Consider the following 15,320-nt stretch of genomic DNA (forward strand, 5'->3'; position numbering starts at 1 on the left):
AGCTCAGTCGCCCTCGGCCAGGTCGTCGGTGGTGTCCGGCTGGTGCACGCACACCCACAGGGCGCCGGGCCGGACGGTCGCGACCAGGTTGTTCGACGGGTCGATCACGTCGCCGTCGAGCTGCCGCGGCTGCGGCTTGGTGCTGCGGACCGTGATCTTCGCGCCGCGCAGCACCTCCATCCGTGGCACCCGCTCGCGGCGCAGGACCACGGCCACGGCGAGCTGCACCCAGTGGCCGAGGTTGCGCGGCGCGATGATCGCGACGTCCATCTTCCCGCTGTCCGCCTCGGCGTCGGGCAGGAGGTTCACCCCGCCCTGGAGCCGTCCGACGTTCCCGACGAGCACGCTGCGCGCGTGGCGGCGGACGGGCGGCTGGTCGTCGACGCGGACCTCGACGTGCATCTCGTCGTCGCCCAGGTGCTTGAGGGCGGACACCACGTACGCGATCGAGCCGGCACGGTTCTTCAGCTCGGTGGGCGCGTCGTCGACCATCGACGCGTCGAAGCCCATGCCCGCCATCACGGCGAACGTCTGGCCGTCGACCTCGCCGACGTCGATGCAGCGCCGTCCGCGGGCCAGTGCGGTGGCGATGCCGTCGGGCACGTCGGTGGGGATGTCGAGGTTGGCGGCCAGCAGGTTGCCGGTGCCGCCGGGAAGCACCGCGAGCGCGACGTCCGTGCCGGCGAGCCCTTCGACGCAGGAGCGCACGGTGCCGTCACCCCCGCACACGAAGACCACCTCGGCACCGTCCTCCACGGCCTGCCGGGCCTGGCCGCGGCCGGGGTCGTCGGCGCTCGTCTCCAGCCAGGCGGGCGCCGGCCAGCCGGCCTCCGCGAGCTGCGCGGTGATGTCCGCGCGGAGCTCGTCGGCGCCCTCCACGCGGTTCGTGTTGATGACGACCGCCGAGCGCAGGGGCCGGTCGTCGTTCCGCTGCTCGGCGGCGGGCAGGCCGCTCACACGTCACGCCGCAGGTAGCGCCACGCGAGCAGCGCGCAGACGAAGCCGTTCGCCATCCCGACGAGCACGTCCGTCAGGTGGTGCATCCCTCGGTACAGCCGCGCGGTCCCGACCGCGAAGGGGACCACGAGGCACAGGAACGTCAGGCTCCGCCGCAGCCACGGCCGCTGGATGCGCTGGCAGAGCAGCGCGAGCGACACGTAGAACGCGGTGGACGCGCTCGTGTGGCCGCTGGGGAACGCCGTGGTGGGCGGGGAGTCGTCGAGCAGCTCCACCTCCGGGCGGCCACGGCCGACGAGCAAGGACGACGTGAGGAACAGGATCGACTGCACACCGATCGCGATGGCCGGGATCACGGCGACCCACCACTGCTTGGTCCGCCACCAGAACAGCGCCACCACCAGCACGCACGCGCCGATGATGAACTGCGTCTGGCCGATGTTCGACAGGAACAGGGTGAACGAGTTGAGGCCGGCTGTGCGGCGCTCCTCGAACCACTTGTTGACCGCGAGCTCCGCGGGCAGGTCGTCGAGCGGACCCACGATGAGGAAGCCGATCGCGACCACGACGACCCACCACGCAACAGCGGGCAGCAGGGTCCGTCGGGCGAGGTCCCGTACCGCGTCGCGGAACGTCGTGGGGGACGTGTCGAGCTCGTAGCGGTGCAGGAACGTGTGGACGGTGGTGCGGTGCGGGCTGGGGTCGACGAGGGCGGTCACGGGATCCTCTCCACAGAGGGCTGCGAGTCCGCAGGGAGCTGCGGGCTCCAGCCCTGGTAGCCGATGTACGAGGCGCCGGCCATCGCGGTGCCGAACAAGATGCCGGCGACCACGTCGGACGGGTAGTGCACGCCGAGGAACACCCGGTCGAGGGCCGTGACCAGGGTGATCGTGCCCGCGGCGACCGGGACGACGACCCGGCCCCTGCGCCCGAGGAGGGGCCACACGAGCAGGGTCAGGGTGAGCGTCGCGGCGGCCGTGTTGGTGGCGTGGCCCGACGGGAAGCTCGATCCGGGGGCGTGCTCGAGGGCGTCGTCGACGACGGGCCGGGCCCGCTGGACGAGCGCCTTGGCGCCGAGCTGGAGGACCCAGGCGACCATGAGCGTGCAGAACGCCCACAGCGCCCGGGTCGCCAGGCCGTGCCGACGCCACACCCACACGCACAGCAGCGCGCCGGCGAGGTTGACCCAGCGGGCCTGGAACACCTCCTGCCACACCACCAGCGCCCGGAAGAAGCCCGGGTGCTCGCGGGTGAACGTGGTGGCGGCGACGATCGCCTTCTCGTCGAACCCGGTCAGCCCCGGTGCCTCTGCGCGCACGAGGTAGGCGAGCACGAACACCGGGATCGAGACGCCGAGCCCGAACGCGGTGGCGCGCAGGAGGGCGCGCTTGCGGCTGGGTGTCGGAGGCATGCTCGGAGGGTAGGAGGGCGCGCCAGGTTGCGCGCGCTGGGAGCCCTGCTCGTGGCGGACGTCACCCGGAGGGCGGATTCACGCGCTCGCGGCGGCCACACCGGCGCGAGCGTCACACGCACGCGGCCGTCATGCTCCCGCGGTCGTCATGCTCCCGCGTTCGTAGCCGCGACGGTGGACGCGGCCACGGCAGCCGCCACCGCGGCGTTCATGTCGGCGATCGCGCGCCGCACCGCCTCGCCGGCGAACTCGCCCTGCGCGATGGTCTTGGCGCGGCTGCGCAGCTCGCGGTGCGACACCTCGGTCCGTCCGACGGCGGCGGGCACCTTGTCCACGGCGAGCAGGAGCGACACGAGCGCGGCCTCCCGGTCCGTCGGTGTGCGGCCGGAGACGACCACGTCGCGGACGCCCGCCCGGATCTCCGACTCGTGGCTGCCGTCGACGGCGGGCCACCGCGTGACGGGGAAGATGCCCATGACCTTGGCCGCCTCCTGGCGCAGGATCCCCGCGCGGGCGAGGCGGTCGAGCACCGCCGTCTGCAGGTCCTTCTTGATCAGTCCCAGGACGTCCTTGGCCCGGCGAGGTGTGCGCTCCGCGATCCTGACCATGGCGCCGTCGAGCAGCGCGTCGCCGGTGGGCGTGCGGTCGACGACCACGACCCGGCCCTTGCCGACCGGGTGGCCGGGCGGCGTGACGTCGACCCGGCGGAGCATGGCCAGGTCGAGCAGCACGGCACCGGCGAGCACGAAGCCCAGCCGGGTGCCGTCGAGCGTGGTCTTGCCGGACGTGTCGTCGGTGAAGATCAGCAGGACGTCCTCGGCGAGCAGCATGCCGTTCACGCTAACGGCAGCAGCCCTCGGGTCAGCCCTCGATGCGTCTCACGCGCGTGAGGCGGCGACGAAGCGCTGGTCGAGCAGTCCCGCGTACCCGCCGGGCGTGCGGCCGACCCTGCGCCCGGACGTGAGCACGTCGACCGCGTCCGAGGGCACCACGCGCGCACCCGTCGCGCGCAGCGACGCCACGAGGGTGACGTCCTCGTGCTCGGTGCGGCGCGGGAAGCCGCCCGCACGCAGGTACGACGACGCCCGCACGGCGAGGTTGGCCCCGTGCGCGTGCCCGTTCGAGACGCCGGGCACCCGGCCCGCCGTCCAGGCGTCGAGCTCGTCGGAAACCAGGTCGGCGGGGTCCGGTCGGACGGTCCCCACCACGACGTCGGCGCCCTCGTCGGCCAGCCGCACCAGCTCGGCGATCCACCACGGTGGCACCTCCGAGTCGGCGTCGGTGCAGGCCAGCAGCACGTCGTGCGCGTCCAGAGGCAGCGCCGCCAGGGCGTGCGACACCCCCAGCGCGCGGGCGGCGCCCACGTTCGCCTGGTCCGTGACGACCGTGCGGACACCCGGGACGCCGGCGACGACTGCCGCGGTGCCGTCGGTGCAGGCATCGAGCACCACCACCAGCGAGGTCGGCACCGGCGACAGCCCGCGCGCCACGGTGATCGACCCGAGGCAGCGGTCGACGAGCTCCTCCTCGTCGCGGGCGGGGACCACGACGGCGACGTGCCGGATCATGCGAGACCCGTCCGGCGGGCGACGGAACGCGGGTCAGGTGAGTCGACCTCGATCACCAAGTCCTCCTCCAGGTGCGCCGTGCGGCGCGTCAGTCCCCCCGTCCGGGCCAGCCGGCGGTGCACATCCTCACCGGAGAGCGGGTGGGCCGCCACCCGATGGCTCCACGGCGGCACGGCTGATCCCCTCCCACCAGGAGCCCGGCCGGTACAGGAATCAGCCGGGTGCGCCGCGGGTGACCGCCCGTCTCCTGCTGGGCGAGGTGGCGCACGTCGACCTAGGCTCACGCCGTGCCCCGACGCCGCGTCCACCTCGCCACCGCGCCCACCCTCACGGGCGTCGACGAAGCCGTGCGTGGCGGCCTGCGAGCGTTGCGTGACGAGCTCGACATCCCCGACGAGTTCCCCGCCGACGTCCTCGCGGAGGCCAGGGCGGCGGCGGACCGCCCGGTGGCGGCACCGCTCGACGCCACGGACCTCGAGCTCGTCACGATCGACCCGCCCGGCTCGCGCGACCTCGACCAGGCCGTGCACCTCGAGCGCCGCGGTGACGGCTACCGGGTCCGTTACGCGATCGCGGACGTCGCCGCCTGGGTGACGCCCGGTGGCGCGGTCGACACGGAGGCGCGGCGCCGTGTCGAGACGCTCTACGGACCCGACGGCCGCACGCCGCTGCACCCGCCGGAGCTCTCCGAGGGCGCCGCAAGCCTGCTGCCCGACCAGGACGCCCCTGCGCTCCTGTGGACCATCGACCTCGACGCGGAGGCCGCCCCGGTCGAGGTGACCGTGCGGCGTGCGCGGGTCCGCAGCCGCGCGCAGCACACGTACGACGAGGTGCAGCGCACGCTCGACGACGGCACCGCGTCGCCGTCGCTGCAGCTGCTGCGCGAGGTCGGCCTGCTGCGCGAGGACGCCGAACGGGCCCGAGGCGGCATCACCCTGCCCACCCCCGAGCAGGAGGTCGTGCCCGTCGCCGACGACGGCTGGGCTCTCGTCAGCCGCGCGACCCTGCCCGTCGAGGACTGGAACGCCCAGATCTCCCTGCTGACCGGGATGTGCGCCGCCCGCCTCATGATCGACGCCCGCATCGGCGTGCTGCGCACCCTGCCGACCGCCGACCCTCGCGACGTCGACCGGCTGCGACGCTCCGCCCTCGCACTCGGCGTTCCCTGGCCGGAGGGTGCGACGCACGGCGAGTTCATCCGCGACCTCGACGCCGGGACCCCGGCCGAGGCGGCGCTGCTCACCGAGGCCACGACCCTGCTGCGCGGGGCCGGCTACGTCGCGTTCGACGGGACCGTGCCCGACGAGGTCGGTCACGCCGCCATCGCCGCGCCCTACGCGCACACCACCGCGCCGCTGCGCCGGCTCGTCGACCGGTTCGTCGGTGAGGTGTGCGTCGCGGTCTGCGCGGGGGAGCCGGTGCCGGACTGGGTCCGTGAGGCGCTGCCGGGCCTTCCGCAGCTCATGGCGGGCGGCGACCGTCGGGCGTCCGAGTACGAGCGGGGCTGCCTGGACCTCGTCGAGGCGGTGCTCCTGTCCGACCGGGTCGGGGAGACGTTCTCCGGGGTCGTCGTCGACGTGCGTGACGACCGGACGGCGGGTGTCGTGCAGCTCCGCGACCCCGTGGTGAGGGGCCGTGTGGAGGGCGTCGACCTGCCGCTCGGCGAGCGGGTGGACGTGCGGCTCACCGACGCGTCGGTGGCCCGGCGGACCGTCCGGTTCGCGCTCGACGGGAACGCCTGAGTCCCCGCCGTGGCCGAGGCGGACGAGGCTGCCGGTACCGTCGGTGCCGACGTGCTCGACGACCTGTACGGCGGACCGCTCGACGACTTCGTGGCCCGCCGTGACGCCGCCGTCCGCACGGCGCGAGCCGCGGGGGACCGGGACCGCGCCCGCCGCATCGGCACCCTGCGCAAGCCGACCGTCGCCGCCGCGCTCGTCAACGCCCTGATGCGCGACGACCCCACGCTCGCGGACCGGGTCGTCGCCCTCGGCGAGGCGCTCCGGGAGGCTGAGCGTGCCCTCGACGGGCCCGGCCTGCGTGACCTGTCACGGCAGCGCCGGACGCTCGTCACCGCGCTCGTCGGGCGTTCGCGGGAGCTCGGCCGGGCAACGGGACAGCGGGTGGGCGACGCCGTCACGCAGGAGGTCGACGCCACCCTCACCGCCGCGCTCGCGGACCCGGACGTCGCCCGCGAGGTCACGTCCGGGCACCTCAGCGCCGGCCGGGAGTACGCGGGGTTCGGGGTGTTCGGGCTGGGGCCGCCCGAGGAAGGACGTGCCGCCGGCTCGGCTGCTGCCGGTTCGGCCGCTGCCGGTCCGGGGGCTCCTGGTCCGGCGACTGGTCCCGATGCCGCTGATCCGGGTGCCGCCGGCCCGGGTGCCGCCGGCCCGGGTGCCGCCGGCCTGGGGGCCGCCGCGTCCGGTGGCGCCGCGTCCGGTGGCGGCGCGTCCGGTGGCGGCGGGTCCGTAGGCGCGCAGGAAGAGCCGCGGTCGGCGGGGCAGGGCGTCCGCGGCGCCGGCGGTGCGTCGCGGCGAGGGCCTCGGGGACGGCTGACCGTCGTCGCGGAGCCGACGGACGAGCATCCCCGCAGTGCCGCAGCGGGCGTGACGGCGACGGCGGGCGGGGAGTCGGGGCCCAGCAGCACCACGAAGCGGGACCCGGCGAAGGCGAAGGCGAAGGCCAAGGCGAAGGCGACGACGCCGAAGAAGGCGCGGGCTTCCGCCGACCCGGCGGATCGTCGCCGTCGTGCGGCCGAGGCGGCCCGTGCCGCCGCCGTCGACGCCCGCGACCGTGCGCGCAAGACCGCCGACCGGGCCACCGGCCGGCGCGACGAGCGACGTGCCGACCTGGAGGACGTGTCCCTTCGGGCCCGCGCGGCGCACGACCTGCACGACGAGCTCATGGCCGCGATGACCGAGCTGCGCCGCCGGCTCGCCAAGGCCGACAAGGACGCCGTGCGGGCCGAGGAACGGTTGGCGAAGGCGGAGCGGGCGCTGCACGACGAGGAACGAGCCGTGATCGCCGCCGCGCAGGACCTCCGGCGGGCCGAGCGGACACTGCGCGCGGCGGACGAGGACCTCGCGGCGCTCGACGACGAGACGATCACCTGACCGGACCGCACCGACCGGGCCGCCACGGAGGGCGACCCCCGGCAGACTCTCCGAGAGCAGGCCGACCGTGACCGCGGTCGCACGCACGGGCGCCGCCACTGCGGCACCGGGACGGAGGACGACATGGCCGGCAGCCGCGACGACGCACCCCAGGTGCACGCCGAGACCGTGCAGGAGTGGCGCGCGTGGCTCCTGGAGCACCACGCCGACACGCCGGGCGCGTGGCTGGTGTCGTGGAAGTCGACGACCGGCCGTCCGTCGGTGCGGTACGAGCTCGCCGTCGAGGAGGCGCTGTCCGTGGGGTGGATCGACTCGAGCGGCCGCACGCTCGACGACGAGCGGCACGCCCTGTGGTTCACGCGGCGCAAGCCGGGCAGCGGCTGGGCGGGGACCAACAAGGAGCGGGTGGCACGTCTGGAGGCGGACGGTCGCATGACACCGGCGGGCAGGGCCGTCGTCGAGGCGGCGAAGGCGGACGGCTCGTGGTCGCTGCTCGACGACGTGGAGAACCTCGTGATCCCGCCCGATCTCACGGCCGCGCTCGAGCGCTACCCCGGAGCGGCCGAGCAGTGGGAGGCGTTCCCGCCGTCCTACCGCCGGGCGACGCTGCAGTGGATCGTCTACGCCAAGCGGGAGGCGACGCGAGCCGCGCGGCTCGATGAGACCGCGCGGCTCGCGCAGGAGGGCAAGCGCGCCAACCAGTGGCCGCGCACCTGACCGGGTGTGCCCGGCCCGGCGCACGGGTGGTGCCGTCGGACGGTGACGGTGCCCGCGGCTCGCGCCGCGGGCACGGCCGGTCAGGCGGCGACGGCGGCCTGGGTGGGCAGGTCGGACTTCTTCGCCGAGATGAGCGTCAGCACCACCACGAACCCGAGCGCGAGCAGCACGGCACCGCCGAGGAACGCGACGTGGTACCCGGCGACCTGCGCCTGCGCGGCGACCGCCGCCTGGGTGACGTCCTGGCCGGATGCGGCGAGGTCGGCCAGCTTGTTCGTCGTCGCGGTGATGGCGAACGTGTTGAGCAGCGCGAGCCCGAGCGACCCGCCGACCTGCTGTGACGTGTTGAGCAGCGCCGAGGCGATGCCGGCGTCGTGCCCGCCGACCCCGTAGAGCGCGGTGCTCGACGCCGGGATGAACACCATGCTCATGCCGACGCTCATGACGATCAGCCCCGGCAGCACCGACGTGACGTACGAGGACGTGGGCGTCGTGCGGAGCAGCAGGAGCAGCCCGGTGGTGGCCATCGCGAGCCCGACGAGCATGAGCGGCTTGGGTCCGACACGCGGCAGGAGCTGCGCGACGACACCGGCCATGAGGATGATCCCGATGCTGAACGGCAGGAACGCGAACCCGGCCTTGAGCGGGTCGTAGCCGAGCACGTACTGGAAGTACAGCGTCATGAACAGGAACATCGAGAACAGCCCGGCGCCGACCAGGAAGAACACCAGGTACGAGCCGCCACGGTTGCGGTCGAGCGCGATGCGCAGCGGTAGGAGCGGGTTCTTGACCTTGCGCTCGAGCAGCACGAACGACACGAGCGCGACGGCGGCGAAGGCAAGGAGGCCGACGACGAGCGGGTCCGTCCAGCCGACGGCCTGCGGAAGGCCGTCCTCGCCGGTGGTCTGCTTGGCGGCCTCGGTGAAGGCGTAGACGAGGGCGACGAGCCCGGAGGTGGCAAGCACGGCGCCGGGGATGTCGAACCGGGTGTCGCCCGAGGCCTTGGACTCCTTGAGGATCCGCGTGCCCGCGACCGCGGCGAAGATCGCGATCGGCAGGTTCACGAACAGGCACCAGCGCCATCCGAGGTACTCGGTGAGCACACCACCGGCGAGCAGGCCGATCGCGGCGCCACCCCCGGAGATCGCCCCGAACACGCCGAACGCCTTCGCGCGCTCCCGCCCCTCGGTGAACGTCACGGTGATGAGGGCCAGGGCGGCCGGCGCGAGGAGGGCGCCGAACGCCCCCTGCAGGGCGCGCGCCGCGAACAGCAGCGCCTCGGTCTGGGCGGCGCCGCCCAGCGCGGACGCCACGGCGAAGCCGAGGAGCCCGATGATGAGCGCCCGCTTGCGGCCGACGTAGTCCGCGATGCGGCCGCCGAGCAGCAGGAGGCCGCCGAACGCCAGGGTGTAGGCCGTGATGGCCCACTGGATGTCCTCGGACGCGATGTCGAGGTCCGCCGCGGCGGAGGGCAGGGCGATGTTCATGATCGACGCGTCGATGATGAGCATCAGCTGCGAGATGGCGATGACCGCGAGGATCAACCACCGCCTCGGGTCGGGTTCTGCGGCGTCGGTGGCGACGCGAGGCGCGTCGGTCGCAAGGGCAGGGTCGGTCACGGCAGGCTCCCAGGGGCGCAGGGAAGGAAGGGTTCGGCGTCGTCGCCGGAGGTGGTGGGGATGTGCACCGCACGGTAGCGGCGACCTCTGACATGCCCTGGCGTGCAGGGTTGCTGCTGGTCAGCACACCAGCGCGCGTCCAGGAGGGTCAAGGGAGATTCGCCGGGAGCGGACAGGGGACTCTCAGCCGACTCACAGGTGTTTAGGGCGGGTCCTGCGTCCCGGCGCCGGCGGCGGCCATGATGGTGCGGTGCCCACCGCGCCCACGGACGACGAGCTCGAGCTGATCCGACGCTCCGGCGTCGCGCTGCGGGTGGGCAGGCTCAGCCTCTCGGCCGGCACCGGCTCGTACCGCGTGAAGGCGTCGATGGCGCGGACGGCCCGTGCGCTCGGCGTCGAGCGGCACGAGGCGCACGTGACGCTGACCGAGATCACCACGACGTCCCACCGGGGAGCCAGCTTCCGCACGGAGGTGTCGGAGGTCCGCGCGGTGGGGATCAACGCCGACCGGCTCGCCGCGCTCGAGATCCTGGTGAGCGAGCTCGAGTCCGAGGCGACGACCACGGGCCGGGAGGTCACCGTCGAGCGGGCGACCGCCGAGCTCGACCGGATCGCCACCACGCCGCCGCTGTACCCGGCGCCGCTCAACGCGCTCTGGTCCGGCATCGCGTGCGCCGCGTTCGCGTTCCTCAACAACGGCGGGCCCGTCGAGATCGGAGCGGTGTTCCTCGGCGCCGCGCTCGGTCAGGCGGTCCGCCGAGCGCTGCTGCACCGCGGGTACAACCAGTTCGGCGTGACGATGCTCGCGGCCGCCGTCGCCGCGTCCGTGTACCTCGGGCTCGTCGAAGCGCTCCAGGGCGCGGGCCTCGTGGAGGGCCGCCATCAGGCGGGCTACGTCTCCGCGGTGCTCTTCCTCATCCCGGGCTTCGCGCTGGTCACCGCGGCCCTGGACCTCGCCCGGCTCGACTTCTCCGCCGGCCTGACCCGCCTGACGTACGCCCTCATGATCCTCGTCTCGGCCGCGCTCGCCCTGTGGGCGGTCTCGACGGTCGTCGGGCTGGAACCCGACCCGTCGACGCCGCTCGACCTGGACCCCGGGGTCGTGCTCGGGCTGAGGTTCGCGGCGAGCTTCCTCGGCGTGCTGGGCTTCGCGCTCATGTTCAACAGCCCGTGGCGGATGGCGCTGCTCGCCGCGGGCATCGGGATGGTCGCGAACGTCGGACGGCTGGAGCTCGCCGAGGCCGGGTTCGCGCCGCCGAGCGCCGCCGCCTGTGCCGCGCTGCTCGTCGGGGTGCTCGCGGCGTGGTCCGCACCACGGATCCGGGTGCCGCGCGTGACGATCTCGGTGCCCGCGGTCGTGATCATGGTGCCCGGCGCCACCGCGTACCGGGCGGTGTTCCACCTGGCCGACGGCGCCACCGTCCCGGCGATCGCGTACACCGTGCAGGCCGGCCTGGTCGTCGTCGCGCTGTCGATCGGTCTCGCCGTGGCCCGGATGCTGACCGACCGGACCTGGGCGTTCGACCGGTGACCGGCGTCGCGGAAGGACCGCTTTGGTCCAGGACCACCCACCCGGTACCCTGTCCCACGTTCTTGGAGACGTCGCATAGCCAGGTCTAGTGCGCGACCCTGCTAAGGTCGTGAAGGGGCAACCCTTCCGTGGGTTCAAATCCCACCGTCTCCGCTTCACGAAGGCCCGGTCCACGACGGACCGGGCCTTCGTCGTCCGCGGAGGACGCGTGGGGCGACGCGGCGGGTGACGCGGCGGGCGACGCGCTGGCCCGTCAGGTCAGCCGGCCGACGAGCCTCCGGGTGGCAGGCGCGGGCACGCCGTGCCGGTCGGCGGCCCGCAGCACGGCCCCGCCGATCGCGTCGAGCTCGAGCGGGCGCCCGGCCTCCGCGTCGCGCTGCATCGACGACCGCGCCCCGGGCGGGAACGAGTCGAAGAAGGTCAGGGCGCTCGCGCTCGTGTCCGGCCCACCGCTCGCCCGGCTGACCGCCGCGACCTCGGCGACGAGCTCCACGAGCTCGTCGCGGTGCGTGGTGCGGATGTCGCCGACGGGCACCCCGTAACGGGTGGTGAGCAGCGCGAACGGGGCGAGGAAGGCGAGCTTGCCCCAGAGCATGGCGACCTCGTCGTCGAGCACCCGGGTCGTGATTCCGGCCTCCCGGAGGACGGTCGCGGCCACGTCGAGGCGCTCGGCGGGGGACGTGCTGCTCGCCAGGTCGGCCTGCACGAACGGGCTGCCGTGCACGATCCGCCCCGGGGCCGTCCGGGTGGACTCGACGCGGATCACGCCGGCGGCGACGGCCTGCGGGGCGAACCGCTCGCGGAGGGTCGCGACGTGCTCGACGCCGTTGAGGAACGGGACGACGAGCCCATCCGCCACCAGCGGGGCCGGCACCCGCTCCAGCGCCTCGGGCATGGCCGTGTGCTTGACGGACACGACGCAGACGTCGACGGGCTCGCGCAGCTCGGTGTCCGCCTCGGCACGCACCGAGAAGTCGCCCAGCAGCGCGCTCGTCACGCTGATCCCGTCCGACCGGAGCGCCTCGACGGTCGAGGGCCCTGCGAGGAAGACCACGCGGTGGCCGGCGCGGGCGGCCAGGGCGCCGACGAGGCCGCCGACGCCTCCGGGTCCGAGGATCGCGACGGTGCGGGGCGATGTCGTCTGCTCGGTCACGGGTCACCTGTTCCGTTCAGGGCTGGGAACCTCGAACGTAGCGACGGCTCGGACGGCCGGGGTCAGCGGCTCGCGGACCGGACGGCCGCGCGGCGCTGGGCGACGACGTCACCCACCAGCACGGCGAGCAGCACCGCGTTCGTCGCCCAGCTCAGCGTGAGCGGCGTGACGGTGCCGTGGAGCGCGACGAGCCCCGCCGCGACCGCGACGCCGACGAGGTGGGCCGTCGACCAGGTGCCGCCGGTCGCCCGTCGGAACAGCGCGTTGCCCAGGAGGTACACGGCGGCGGCGCCGCACAGGATCCCCGCCGTCCACAGGTCGGTCGACCCGCGGGGGTGCAGGAGCACGAGCTCGTCGGCGACCGCCGTGAGCACGATCCCGGTGACCAGCAGGAACGGCACGTACGTGTACGCGGTCTGCGCCACCATGCCGGGCGCGTCCTGCTCCGCGAAGTAGGTGGTGGCCTGCTGCTCCGACCGGTCGAAGAACAGCAGCCACATGAGCACGGTGCTGACGAACGCGGCGAGGAACGCGACCACGGTGACCACGTCGACGTCGAGCTCGGAGAACGCGCTGCCCGTGACCACGATCGACTCGCCCAGGCTGATGATGATGAACAGCGACACCCGTTCTGCCATGTGCGAGCTGCGGACCTCCCACGTGGTCGGGTCCGTCGGGCCCATCCACGGCACCCAGAACAGTGCGCGGGGGCCCGCGACGTCGATGAGCGCCGCGACGAGCCACAGGGCCATCCGCGCCTCGTCGACCAGCGCGCCCGCCACCCAGAACGCCCCCGACACGCACAGCCACACGGTGATCCGCACGAAGTTCCGTGCGTTGTCCGGCCAGTACCGGCCCATCGCCCACGTGGTGAAGACCGTCCGGCCCACCTGGACCAGGACGTACGGCACCGCGAACAGCAGGGCCTTGTCGCCGAACGCCTCGGGGATCGCGCTCGACATCAGCAGGCCCAGCAGCATGAGCACGATGAGCATCGCCCGGACCGGCACCCGGTCGGGGTCCAGCCAGTTCGTCACCCACGTGGTGTCGATCCACAGCCACCAGATCGCCCACGCCAGCACCAGCGCCTGCACGAGGTGCTCGACGTCGGGGTGCGCGATCACGCTGTGCGACAGCTGCGTCACCGCGAACACGAACACCAGGTCGAAGAACAGCTCGACGAAGCCGACCCGGCTGGAGTCGTCCCCGCCGCCGTGCCGCAGCACGTCGGCCCGCATGCCCCACGTGCCGCCGCCCGTGCCGAGCCGTGTGGTGCCTGCCGCGGATGCCGTCATGCGGGCGATCGTGCCAGGGCCGCCCCGACGTGGGGAGGGTCACGACGATCCGGTTTGGGCGGCGGCCCCGTGACCTGTATCGTCTTACGCGGCCCGCAGAGGGCCATGCGCCCGTAGCTCAATGGATAGAGCATCTGACTACGGATCAGAAGGTTGGGGGTTCGAGTCCCTTCGGGCGCACCGTGTGATGTTGCAAGACATCAGCAAGACCCCGAACCCTCAGGGTTCGGGGTCTTGTTGTTTCTGGGGCTGGTAGTCGCGGGTGGGGTCGATGGTGAGCTCGCGCAGGAGCTCGCCGGTGATGGCGTGCACGATGCGGACCTGGAGGTCGGCGATGAGCATGATCACGGGGGTTCGGGCGTGGGTTCGTCCGATGCCGATGTGGTGCAGCCGGCCGGCGATCCGCAAGGTGAGCTTGCCGTTGTCGTCGATGCGGTCGTGGCGGACGCGCTGGTGGGTCCCGGCGCCGCCGACGGGGTGCGCCTTGGCTTTGGCGGTGTAGGCGGCGGTGGGTGTGCGTCCGTGCAGAGAGCTGTGTGGACGGGCGTTGTTGTAGTGCTCGCGCCAGGTGTCGAGCAGGGTCTGCAGCTGGTTCAGGTCGGCGGCTCGGGGTCGTCCGGTGAGCCACTTCTTGAGGGTCTGCTGGACGCGTTCGACCTTGCCGCAGGTGGTGGGGTGGTTGGGTCGGGAGTTGCGTTGCTCGATGCCGAGGCGGGCCAGCTCTGACTCGAAGGCGTTGCGTCCGCCGCGGCCGCCGGCCAGGCGGGTGGTGAAGACCATCCCGTTGTCGGACAGCACGGCGGCCGGGACGCCGTGCTCGCTGATCGCGGCGCGGAACGTGGTCACGACGTCGTGGCCGCCGACCCGGTGGTGAGCGGTGCAGGCCAGCACGAGCCGGGAGTGGTCGTCGAGGAAGGTCAGGACCTCGGTGTCGGTGCCGTCGGCGAGGCGCACGTGGGTGAAGTCGCTCTGCCAGAGCTGGTTGGGCAGGTCGGCCTCGAAGCGGACGTAGGACGAGCGGGGGCGTTTGGACGGGGTCGGTTCGACCAGGCCGGCGGCCTTGAGGTGCCGCCAGATCGTGGCGGGGGCCACGGTCAGGTCGTGCTGGTGGGTCAGGTGCCAGGCGATGGTGTGCGGGCCGGCGTCCAGGCCGTCGGCGGTCAGCTTGGCGCGCAGGTGGACGATCAGCGCGAGGGTCGCGTCCGGGGTGCGGGTCGGGCTGGTCCGCGGGCGCCGGGAGCGGGCTTCGAACGCGGCTTCCCCGTCCTGGCGGTAGCGGGCCACGAGGCGCGAGACCCAGCTCGGTGAGACCCCGTAGGCCCGGGCGACCTCGGCCCGCGGACGGCCCTCGAGCACGACAGCGGTGATGACCAACTGGGCACGCGACATGCCCGAGCATCCCGGTCGACGTTTCCTATGTCCTGAGACATCCGTTGCCTATGTCCTGAAACAGCACACCTTCGGGCGCACCGAGCTGGTAGATGTTGCAGAAGCCTCAGGACCTCGGTCTTGAGGCGTCTCGCATTCTCGGGCGACGTGCAGGCGCCCAGGGGGGGCGGCCGCTGTCGGAGCCCCCCTGTACCTTCGGACGATCACGACGTTCGAGGGGGCGGCATGAAGTTCGCGATGGAGGCTGACGCGCTGCAGGTGCTGGGCCGTAAGACGTCGGGGGAGTCCGACGACCTGGCCCAGCTGGTGCGGAACCTCGTGGAGGCGGCCGAGCCGTTGGAGGGGACGTTCAACGGGACCGCGAAGGCGGCGTTCAACTCGTTAAAGTCCCGCACCGATGAGGTCGCGGCGACGTTGAGCAACGCGCTGGTCGGGATCACCGAGTCGATCGCGGGGCAGAACCTGGCGTTCGTGACCGCGGCCGACGAGGGCGCCGACGCGCACGCCTCGGCCGAGGGGTCGGCGGACTTCGCCGGCGCCGACACCACCAAGTTCGCACCGCGCTGA

14 protein-coding genes and 2 tRNA genes are annotated in these 15,320 nt (G+C 73.4%); 7 read left to right on the forward strand and 9 right to left on the reverse strand.

Annotation, left to right across the window (positions count from 1 at the left end):
- Positions 1–3 precede the first annotated feature (3 nt).
- The 5 genes from ACVW07_RS12600 to ACVW07_RS12620 all read right to left on the reverse strand — a co-directional run bounded on the left by ACVW07_RS12600 (position 4) and on the right by ACVW07_RS12620 (position 3,936).
- A complete protein-coding gene (locus tag ACVW07_RS12600) occupies positions 4–957 on the reverse strand; it encodes a diacylglycerol/lipid kinase family protein (protein WP_456819582.1) in 954 nt (317 codons plus the stop codon).
- Positions 954–1,676 carry a phosphatase PAP2 family protein gene (locus tag ACVW07_RS12605; protein WP_456819583.1) on the reverse strand — a complete coding sequence of 241 codons (723 nt, stop codon included), beginning with the start codon at positions 1,674–1,676 and terminating at the stop codon, positions 954–956. Before ACVW07_RS12605 ends, ACVW07_RS12600 begins: the two co-directional genes overlap by 4 nt.
- Complete coding sequence (locus tag ACVW07_RS12610; protein WP_456819584.1) at positions 1,673–2,368, reverse strand: phosphatase PAP2 family protein; 696 nt, start codon at positions 2,366–2,368, stop codon at positions 1,673–1,675. The genes ACVW07_RS12605 and ACVW07_RS12610 overlap by 4 nt, the downstream gene beginning before the upstream one ends.
- A gap of 146 nt (positions 2,369–2,514) precedes the next feature.
- Positions 2,515–3,198 carry a GOLPH3/VPS74 family protein gene (locus ACVW07_RS12615; RefSeq protein WP_456819585.1) on the reverse strand — a complete coding sequence of 228 codons (684 nt, stop codon included), beginning with the start codon at positions 3,196–3,198 and terminating at the stop codon, positions 2,515–2,517.
- Positions 3,199–3,246: 48 nt separating this feature from the next.
- A complete protein-coding gene (locus ACVW07_RS12620; protein ID WP_456819586.1) occupies positions 3,247–3,936 on the reverse strand; it encodes a glycosyltransferase in 690 nt (229 codons plus the stop codon).
- A 287-nt stretch (positions 3,937–4,223) separates the two neighbouring features.
- Here ACVW07_RS12620 and ACVW07_RS12625 point away from each other — a divergent pair, with 287 nt between their 5' ends.
- The 3 genes from ACVW07_RS12625 (at position 4,224) to ACVW07_RS12635 (ending at position 7,766) form a co-directional block, all read left to right on the forward strand.
- Positions 4,224–5,678, forward strand: a complete 1,455-nt coding sequence (locus ACVW07_RS12625; protein ID WP_456819587.1) for an RNB domain-containing ribonuclease — start codon at positions 4,224–4,226, stop codon at positions 5,676–5,678.
- Positions 5,679–5,687: 9 nt separating this feature from the next.
- Positions 5,688–7,049 carry a hypothetical protein gene (locus ACVW07_RS12630; protein ID WP_456819588.1) on the forward strand — a complete coding sequence of 454 codons (1,362 nt, stop codon included), beginning with the start codon at positions 5,688–5,690 and terminating at the stop codon, positions 7,047–7,049.
- Between the two features lie 123 nt (positions 7,050–7,172).
- Complete coding sequence (locus tag ACVW07_RS12635) at positions 7,173–7,766, forward strand: YdeI/OmpD-associated family protein (RefSeq protein WP_456819589.1); 594 nt, start codon at positions 7,173–7,175, stop codon at positions 7,764–7,766.
- Between the two features lie 80 nt (positions 7,767–7,846).
- Here the strand turns inward: ACVW07_RS12635 and ACVW07_RS12640 are convergent, their stop codons facing one another.
- Complete coding sequence (locus ACVW07_RS12640; protein WP_456819590.1) at positions 7,847–9,385, reverse strand: MFS transporter; 1,539 nt, start codon at positions 9,383–9,385, stop codon at positions 7,847–7,849.
- 250 nt (positions 9,386–9,635) lie between these two features.
- On the opposite strand from ACVW07_RS12640, the gene ACVW07_RS12645 reads away from it, so the two are divergent.
- Together ACVW07_RS12645 and ACVW07_RS12650 are read left to right on the forward strand one after the other, a co-directional pair.
- A complete protein-coding gene (locus tag ACVW07_RS12645; protein WP_456819591.1) occupies positions 9,636–10,916 on the forward strand; it encodes a threonine/serine ThrE exporter family protein in 1,281 nt (426 codons plus the stop codon).
- 64 nt (positions 10,917–10,980) lie between these two features.
- Positions 10,981–11,069: transfer RNA gene (locus ACVW07_RS12650), tRNA-Ser, on the forward strand.
- Positions 11,070–11,169: 100 nt separating this feature from the next.
- On the opposite strand, the gene ACVW07_RS12655 is transcribed toward ACVW07_RS12650, so the two are convergent.
- Together ACVW07_RS12655 and ACVW07_RS12660 are read right to left on the reverse strand one after the other, a co-directional pair.
- A complete protein-coding gene (locus ACVW07_RS12655; RefSeq protein WP_456819592.1) occupies positions 11,170–12,069 on the reverse strand; it encodes a ketopantoate reductase family protein in 900 nt (299 codons plus the stop codon).
- Between the two features lie 62 nt (positions 12,070–12,131).
- Positions 12,132–13,364, reverse strand: coding sequence for a low temperature requirement protein A (locus ACVW07_RS12660; protein WP_456819593.1), 1,233 nt, complete (start codon positions 13,362–13,364; stop codon positions 12,132–12,134).
- Between the two features lie 107 nt (positions 13,365–13,471).
- On the opposite strand from ACVW07_RS12660, the gene ACVW07_RS12665 reads away from it, so the two are divergent.
- A tRNA-Arg gene (locus ACVW07_RS12665) sits at positions 13,472–13,544 on the forward strand.
- 39 nt (positions 13,545–13,583) lie between these two features.
- Here ACVW07_RS12665 and ACVW07_RS12670 read toward each other — a convergent pair.
- Positions 13,584–14,753 (reverse strand): IS481 family transposase, encoded by a 1,170-nt coding sequence (locus ACVW07_RS12670; protein ID WP_456818460.1) that lies wholly within the window; start codon positions 14,751–14,753, stop codon positions 13,584–13,586.
- 225 nt (positions 14,754–14,978) lie between these two features.
- Here ACVW07_RS12670 and ACVW07_RS12675 point away from each other — a divergent pair, with 225 nt between their 5' ends.
- The gene (locus ACVW07_RS12675; protein ID WP_456819594.1) at positions 14,979–15,320 is read left to right on the forward strand and encodes a hypothetical protein; all 342 of its coding nucleotides are present in this window, start codon (positions 14,979–14,981) and stop codon (positions 15,318–15,320) included.

It is taken from the genome of Cellulomonas sp. URHB0016, from assembly GCF_054057935.1.

Bases quoted from the DNA above. Each gene is read 5' to 3' on its own strand.
- ACVW07_RS12610 (WP_456819584.1), bottom strand. From the start codon at position 2,368: ATGCCTCCGACACCCAGCCGCAAGCGCGCCCTCCTGCGCGCCACCGCG.
- ACVW07_RS12615 (WP_456819585.1), bottom strand. From the start codon at position 3,198: ATGCTGCTCGCCGAGGACGTCCTGCTGATCTTCACCGACGACACGTCC.
- ACVW07_RS12620 (WP_456819586.1), bottom strand. From the start codon at position 3,936: ATGATCCGGCACGTCGCCGTCGTGGTCCCCGCCCGCGACGAGGAGGAG.
- ACVW07_RS12635 (WP_456819589.1), top strand. From the start codon at position 7,173: ATGGCCGGCAGCCGCGACGACGCACCCCAGGTGCACGCCGAGACCGTG.
- ACVW07_RS12660 (WP_456819593.1), bottom strand. From the start codon at position 13,364: ATGACGGCATCCGCGGCAGGCACCACACGGCTCGGCACGGGCGGCGGC.
- ACVW07_RS12670 (WP_456818460.1), bottom strand. From the start codon at position 14,753: ATGTCGCGTGCCCAGTTGGTCATCACCGCTGTCGTGCTCGAGGGCCGT.
- ACVW07_RS12675 (WP_456819594.1), top strand. From the start codon at position 14,979: ATGAAGTTCGCGATGGAGGCTGACGCGCTGCAGGTGCTGGGCCGTAAG.